The 6621-nt window shown below is 66.1% G+C and carries 6 protein-coding genes; 1 reads left to right on the top strand and 5 read right to left on the bottom strand.

The annotated features are described in order from the left end of the window. Positions 1-560 precede the first annotated feature (560 nt). A complete protein-coding gene (locus LH128_RS30165; protein WP_008833489.1) occupies positions 561-1211 on the bottom strand; it encodes a hypothetical protein in 651 nt (216 codons plus the stop codon). An 82-nt stretch (positions 1212-1293) separates the two neighbouring features. Here LH128_RS30165 and trmFO point away from each other — a divergent pair, with 82 nt between their 5' ends. Then, positions 1294-2637 (top strand): methylenetetrahydrofolate--tRNA-(uracil(54)-C(5))-methyltransferase (FADH(2)-oxidizing) TrmFO, encoded by a 1344-nt coding sequence (gene trmFO, locus LH128_RS30160; RefSeq protein ID WP_008833488.1) that lies wholly within the window; start codon positions 1294-1296, stop codon positions 2635-2637. A gap of 149 nt (positions 2638-2786) precedes the next feature. On the opposite strand, the gene LH128_RS30155 is transcribed toward trmFO, so the two are convergent. The 4 genes from LH128_RS30155 to pdhA form a co-directional block, all read right to left on the bottom strand. After that, positions 2787-3239 (bottom strand): hypothetical protein, encoded by a 453-nt coding sequence (locus tag LH128_RS30155; protein ID WP_008833487.1) that lies wholly within the window; start codon positions 3237-3239, stop codon positions 2787-2789. 68 nt (positions 3240-3307) lie between these two features. Further along, a complete protein-coding gene (locus LH128_RS31650; protein WP_008833486.1) occupies positions 3308-3997 on the bottom strand; it encodes a hypothetical protein in 690 nt (229 codons plus the stop codon). A gap of 110 nt (positions 3998-4107) precedes the next feature. Continuing rightward, complete coding sequence (locus LH128_RS30145) at positions 4108-5484, bottom strand: pyruvate dehydrogenase complex E1 component subunit beta (protein ID WP_008833485.1); 1377 nt, start codon at positions 5482-5484, stop codon at positions 4108-4110. A 1-nt stretch (position 5485) separates the two neighbouring features. Next, the gene (gene pdhA, locus LH128_RS30140; RefSeq protein ID WP_008833484.1) at positions 5486-6553 is read right to left on the bottom strand and encodes a pyruvate dehydrogenase (acetyl-transferring) E1 component subunit alpha; all 1068 of its coding nucleotides are present in this window, start codon (positions 6551-6553) and stop codon (positions 5486-5488) included. Between the last annotated feature and the right edge of the window lie 68 nt (positions 6554-6621).

The raw sequence follows: 6621 nt of genomic DNA, 5'->3' as shown, positions 1-6621 counted from the left end.
ACCACGCGTCCGTTCGAAGACCCGGACTGTCTCTGCGCTACCGGAAACGCCGTCCATACGTTCCTGCGACACACGGCAGGACTTGGGACGGCCATCCCGGATAGCCTTCGGCCGATAACGATGCGAACCCTAACGACGGCCACATGGGACTTTCCGATGGAATACAGGTCGAGCCGGGCTGCACCGTGAGTTACCCGGCCGCTCGCCAGAGCTTCACGGAACACAAAACCCCGCGTCCCGGTGAGGACGCTCCCGACGCCGACCCGATGTTCACTTCGGATGCGTTGATTTCCCCGGCGTAATGGCCCGCACTCGCCAGCGGGCAAAGTCGTATGTGCTGCACGCACAACGCAGCCCCCCCACCCCGTCATTCCCGCGAAGGCGGGAACCCATCTGCTGACAGCGCCTGTTGAACCGGCATCAGCTGGGTCCCCGCCTTCGCGGGGATGACGGGGGTGGGATATATACCCTTAGGTTGGTGAGCCCTGACGATAGCTGGGCCGTTCACGGCCAGCGGTCCCAGCCTTCGCTGGGATGACAGGTAAAAGTGAGATCGCCGCTCAGAAACCCTCACCGCGTATGCGCAGTTCCCCGGTCACGCCTGTCGCCAGCACTACATTACCGATGTAGAATAGCGGCCAGGCCACCATCGCCAGAATCGCGTTGCCGCCTGCCGCCGCGATTTCCAGCACCACGCCCGCCACGACCAGCGCCGCGCCAAGGCCGACGCGCGAGCGCGGGAAGGTGCTGATCCATGCCGATGCCGCCATGCCGCCCAGCGCAAGGCCGAGGAACAGCGGCACGCCCACGCCTGCCCGGTCCGCCGCGAAGAAGCACAGCAGCGGCGTGCCCAGCGTCAGCACCAGCGCCGCCACCTTGCGCCCGCCGTCCATCACCGCACGGCGGTGCATCAGGAACAGCGACAGGCCGATCAGGAAGGCGATCAGCATCGCGTTCAGCCCGATCACCGGCACGTCGTACCACAGCGCCGAGCCGACCGCCTCCAGTCCCAGCATCCCCGCCAGCGAGCGGGTGTCGTTCCCCCGATGCCGCAGCACCGCATAGACCGCCAGCAAGGCCAGCGGCGCGCCCTTGAGCACGATCAGGTAAAGCCCCGGCAAGGTGCTCCCGCGCAGCCAGACCCACGCGACGGCAAGCACGATGCTAGCCAGCAGCCAGGGACGGCGTTCGATCAGGGCGCGGTGCGGCATGCGGTCTCCTTCGATAACCGCCATGCCATGACAGATGCCGCAGGGCTTTTCCATCGCCGCGATAGGGTCTAGGCGCTGCCGCATGACCCATCAGATCCACATCATCGGCGGCGGCCTCGCTGGAAGCGAAGCGGCATGGCAACTCGGCCGCCGGGGCTTCAAGGTGCGCCTCTCGGAAATGCGCGGGACCGGGGAACGCAGCCCGGCCCATCAGAGCGACGGCCTCGCCGAACTGGTCTGCTCCAATTCGTTCCGCTCGGACGATCACGAGAAGAACGCCGTCGGCCTGCTCCACCACGAGATGCGCCAATGCGATTCGCTCATCATGAGCGCCGCCGCCAAGGCTGAAGTGCCCGCCGGATCGGCGCTGGCCGTGGACCGCGAGATCTTCTCCGCCGAAGTCGAGGCGCGCCTTGCCGCGCTGCCCAACGTCGAGATCGTGCGCGAACGCATCGACGCCCTGCCCGCCGATGCGCCAGTGATCGTCGCCACAGGCCCCCTCACCGCAGAGGCGCTGGCCGGCTCGATCGGCAAGGCGACCGGCGCCGACAGCCTCGCGTTCTTCGACGCCATCGCCCCCATCGTCTACCGCGACACCATCGACATGGACGTGTGTTGGATGGCCTCGCGCTGGGACAAGGGCGAGACCAAGGACTACATCAACTGCCCGATGACCAAGGAGCAGTACCTGGCATTCCACGCGGGGCTAGTCGCGGGCGAGAAGACCGCGTTCAAGGAGTGGGAGGCAAACACCCCCTACTTCGACGGCTGCATGCCCATCGAAGTCATGGCCGAGCGCGGCATCGACACCCTGCGCTTCGGCCCGATGAAGCCGGTCGGTCTCGACAACCCGCACTGGGCGACCCCGGAGCACCCGAACGGCCGCTGGGCCTATGCGGTGGTGCAGCTGCGGCAGGACAACAACCTCGGAACGATCTGGAACATGGTCGGCTTCCAGACCAAGCTGAAGCACGCCGAGCAAGTGCGCCTGTTCCGCACGATCCCGGGGCTGGAGAACGCCGAGTTCGCGCGTCTCGGCGGCCTGCACCGCAACACCTTCCTCAATTCGCCGGTGCTGCTGGACCGCACCCTGCGCCTGAAGACCGCGCCGAATGTGCGCTTTGCCGGGCAGATCACCGGCTGCGAAGGCTATGTAGAGAGCGCCGCGGTCGGCCTGATGGCGGGCCTGATGGCCTCGGCTGACCTCGCGGGCCGCGAATGGCAGGCCCCGCCGCGCACAACTGCGATGGGCGCCCTGCTCTCGCACATCACCGGCGATGCCGAGGCCGAGACCTATCAGCCGATGAACGTCAACTTCGGCCTGTTCCCGCCGCTGCACGACGTAAAGAAGAAGCAGCGCAAGGAGGCCTATACAGAGCGCGCCAAGGCCGAGATCGCGCCGTGGCTTGAGAGCATCGCGGTCTGACACTGGTGCGGCCCGCCCCTGCCCCCTCCCGCAAGCGGGAGGGGAATGAGAGGCCTGCGCTTACCCCCTCCCGTTTACGGGAGGGGCAGCGAGACTTGCGAGCGTAGCGAGTTAGTCGCAGCGGGGTGGGCACCACCCGACCGCAAAAATCAACACGAACACTTCGCCTTGGGCTTAGGCGGCGGCGCCGTCTTGCGGAATTCGGCAGGCGTGAGATAGCCGTCGCGGTCGCCGTCGGCGCCGTCGAACTTGTCGACCGTGGCCACGGCCCATTCCTCGAACGTCAGCAGATTGTTGCCGTCCTTGTCGAGCTTGCGGAAAATGTCCGAGCGCGTCGAAAGCATCTCGTTGCGGGAAATCCGTCCATCACGGTCGCGATCGTAGCGTCCGAAGCGGCGCTGCTCGCGGCTGAGTTCGGTCGCCTCGGGAAGTTCGGGGCCGACCATGTCGCCCACATCGGCGCTCGGCAGCGGGGCAGGCTCCGTCGCCATCGGCGCCGCTGGTGGGGCGGCGGCCTCGACTTCGGCGTGTCCCTGCCACCAGAACAGGCCGATGCCCAGGAGTACGAAAACGGCGAGGCCGCCAAGCAGAAAGCGATTCATTGCGCGGTATCCATGACCCCGCGATCCTAGAACCACCCGGCGCGCGAGCGGAAATTACAACGCTGCAATCAGAACCCCAGCAGCCCGAGCCGCATCGCCTTGAGCATGGCAGCAGGCGAAGTCGCGCCGGATTCTTCACCCTTGGCGAGACGCCGCGCGGCTAGGCCGTGAAGCACCATCAGCGGGCGCAAGGAACGGGACACCCGCGCACCGCTGCTCGCCTGTGCGAGTTCGCGCGCGGTCTCACGCTCGCTGGCATGGCCGAGCCGCATCGCCAGATCGTTGAGCGCCCAGGCGCGGCCCAGCTTCATCGCGGCCTCGCGCTCCTGGCTCCGGCCGAGAGCGTCGGCCAGCGCGGCGAACGCCTCGGCCCTGCCATGCGCCATGGTCTCAAGCGCTTCGGCGAAAAGCGGCGCGGGCCCGGTCATGGCTTCCCAGCCATCGACGAGCGCGGCGAGACCGCCGTGATGGCCGTTCCAGCTTTTCAGCAGCGCCAGCAGGGGCTCGCCATTGGGCCACTGCTCGGCCGACTGGCCGAGGGATTCGCGCCACCATGCCAGACGCAGCTGCGCCATCATCGGCTCGCGCGAATGCCGCAGCAGATGCGCAAGGCGCGCGTCGAGCGCCAACAATGCCAGCGTCTGCTCACGCGCGGACTTCGGCGCATAGACCAGCGCCAGGCGCGACACTGTGGGCAGCGACTGCACGAGGATGTCCTCGTTCGAGGCGGAAATCGTGGGAGTTGGGGAGTCGGTCACCCGGTTTCCCTAGTCGGTGCCGGAGCGAGGCGAAACCCCAAACGCGACACGGGCGACGGTGCCGAAGCACCGCCGCCCGCGCATCATCTCAAAGCCCGTGGGCGAAGAGATTACCTGTAGGTGACCTTCTTCACCGCCGCCACGATGCGGTCAGCGTCGATGATCGCCAGCTTTTCGAGGTTCGCGGCGTAAGGCAGCGGCACGTCCTCGTTGCACACGCGCACGACCGGCGCGTCGAGGTTGTCGAAGCCGTCTTCCATGCAGATCGCGATGATTTCCGAGGCGATCGAGCAGACCGGGAAGCCTTCCTCGGCCACGACCATGCGGTTGGTCTTGGCGAGGCTGGCGAGCACCGTTTCCTTGTCGAGCGGGCGCAGGGTGCGAAGATCGATGACTTCGGCGTCGATGCCCTCTTCGGCCAGACGCTCGGCTGCCTCGAGAGCGAGGCCGACGCCGATCGAGTAGGACACGATCGTCACGTCCTTGCCTTCGCGCATGATCCGCGCCTTGCCGATCGGCAGGACGTGGTCGTCCAGTTCGGGCAGTTCGAACGAACGACCGTAGACCAGCTCGTTCTCGAGGAACACGACCGGGTCTTCCGAACGGATGGCCGCCTTGAGCAGGCCCTTGGCGTCCGAAGCATCGTACGGCGCAATGACCACGAGGCCGGGGACGTTGGCGTACCACGGACCGTAGTTCTGCGAGTGCTGGGCGCCCACGCGCGAGGCCGCGCCGTTGGGACCACGGAACACGATCGGGCAGCGCATCTGGCCGCCGGACATGTAGTTGGTCTTGGCGGCCGAGTTGATGATGTGGTCGATCGCCTGCATGGCGAAGTTGAACGTCATGAACTCGATGACCGGACGCAGACCGCCCATCGCCGCGCCGGTGCCGATGCCGGCGAAGCCGTACTCGGTGATCGGCGTGTCGATGACGCGGGTGGGACCGAACTCTTCGAGCAGGCCCTGAGTCACCTTGTAGGCGCCCTGGTACTCGGCGACTTCCTCGCCCATCACGAAGACGCGGCTGTCGCGGCGCATTTCCTCGGCCATGGCGTCGCGCAGAGCGTCGCGTACGGTCGAGGTCTTCATGTTGGTGCCATGCGGCAGCTGCGGGTCGCGTGCGGTCTTGAGGTCGCTGGCGAGATTGGCGGTGCCGCCCTCGGCAGGCTTCTTCTCTTCCGACTTGGGAGCCTCTTCGACCTTTTCGGCAGCCTTGGGCGCTTCGACGGCGGAGGCATCCTCGCCTTCACCGGCCAGCATCGCGATCACGGTGCCGACCTTCACGCCCTCGGTGCCTTCGGCGACGAGGATCTTGCCGACGGTGCCTTCGTCGATGGATTCGAATTCCATCGTCGCCTTGTCGGTCTCGATTTCAGCAAGGATGGTGCCCGAGGAAACCTCGTCGCCTTCCTTGACCAGCCACTTGGCCAGCTTGCCCTCTTCCATCGTCGGGGAGAGAGCGGGCATCTTCAGTTCGATCGCCATCTCAGTAGCTCTCCACCAGGACGTCGGTATACAGTTCGGGGGCGCTGGGCTCCGGCGAGTTCTCGGCGAAGTCGGCGGACTGGGCGACCTGCGCGCGGATGCGCTTGTCGACTTCCTTGAGGCTTTCTTCGGTCACGCCCATGGCCAGCAGTTCGGTCTTGGCGTGGTCGATCGGGTCGCGCTTTTCGCGCACGCCCTGGACTTCCTCGCGACTGCGGTACTTCGCAGGGTCCGACATCGAGTGGCCGCGATAGCGGTACGTGTTCAGTTCCATGAGAACCGGACCATTGCCCGCGCGCACGTATTCCAGCGCGATCTCGGCCGACTTGCGGACTTCGAGAACGTCCATGCCGTCCACCGACATGCCGGGAATGCGGAACGCGGTGCCGCGGCGGTGGAAGTGCGTCTCGGCCGAGCCGCGCTTCACGGCGGTGCCCATGGCGTAGCCGTTGTTCTCGATCACGAAGATGATCGGCAGCTTCCAGAGAGCCGCCATGTTGAAGCTCTCGTAGACCTGGCCCTGGTTGGCCGCGCCATCGCCGAAGTAGGCCATCGCGACGCCGCCGTCTTCACGGTACTTGTGCGCGAACGCCAGACCCGCGCCAAGCGAGACCTGCGCGCCGACGATGCCGTGGCCGCCGTAGAAGCGATGCTCCACGGAGAACATGTGCATCGAGCCGCCCTTGCCCTTCGAGATACCGGCTTCGCGGCCGGTCAGCTCGGCCATGATGACCTTGGGATCGATGCCGTAGGCGAGCATGTGGCCATGGTCGCGGTAACCGGTGATCACCGAGTCCTTGTCGTTGTCGAGCGCGGACTGCAGGCCCACGGCGACAGCTTCCTGGCCGATGTAGAGGTGGCAGAAGCCGCCGATCAGGCCGAGGCCGTAAAGCTGGCCGGCCTTTTCCTCGAAGCGGCGGATGAGCAGCATCTGCTCATAGAAATGCAGGAGCTCTTCCTTGGAAGGCTTGTAGCGCTTGTCCGCGTCCAGGGCTTCCTGGAGGCTGTGGAGCGCGAAATCCTCTTCTACGGCAGCGGTTTCTACTGCCGGGGTCTTTGCTTTGGGCAACGGGTGCTCCCCATCGTTGGTGCGATCGTTTCAGTGAGGGCGGTATAGGAAGGACGCAGCCAAAGCGA

The organism is Sphingomonas sp. LH128, assembly GCF_000293195.2.
Classification (GTDB): domain Bacteria; phylum Pseudomonadota; class Alphaproteobacteria; order Sphingomonadales; family Sphingomonadaceae; genus Novosphingobium; species Novosphingobium resinovorum_A.
The sequence above is the reverse complement of the archived record's forward strand: the minus strand, read 5'-3'. Positions and strand labels throughout refer to the sequence as shown.

What these genes read in the sequence shown, in the direction of transcription:
- LH128_RS30155 (WP_008833487.1), bottom strand. Translation starts at nt 3,239, where the DNA reads ATGAATCGCTTTCTGCTTGGCGGCCTCGCCGTTTTCGTACTCCTGGGC.
- LH128_RS30145 (WP_008833485.1), bottom strand. Translation starts at nt 5,484, where the DNA reads ATGGCGATCGAACTGAAGATGCCCGCTCTCTCCCCGACGATGGAAGAG.
- trmFO (WP_008833488.1), top strand. Translation starts at nt 1,294, where the DNA reads ATGACCCATCAGATCCACATCATCGGCGGCGGCCTCGCTGGAAGCGAA.
- LH128_RS30165 (WP_008833489.1), bottom strand. Translation starts at nt 1,211, where the DNA reads ATGCCGCACCGCGCCCTGATCGAACGCCGTCCCTGGCTGCTGGCTAGC.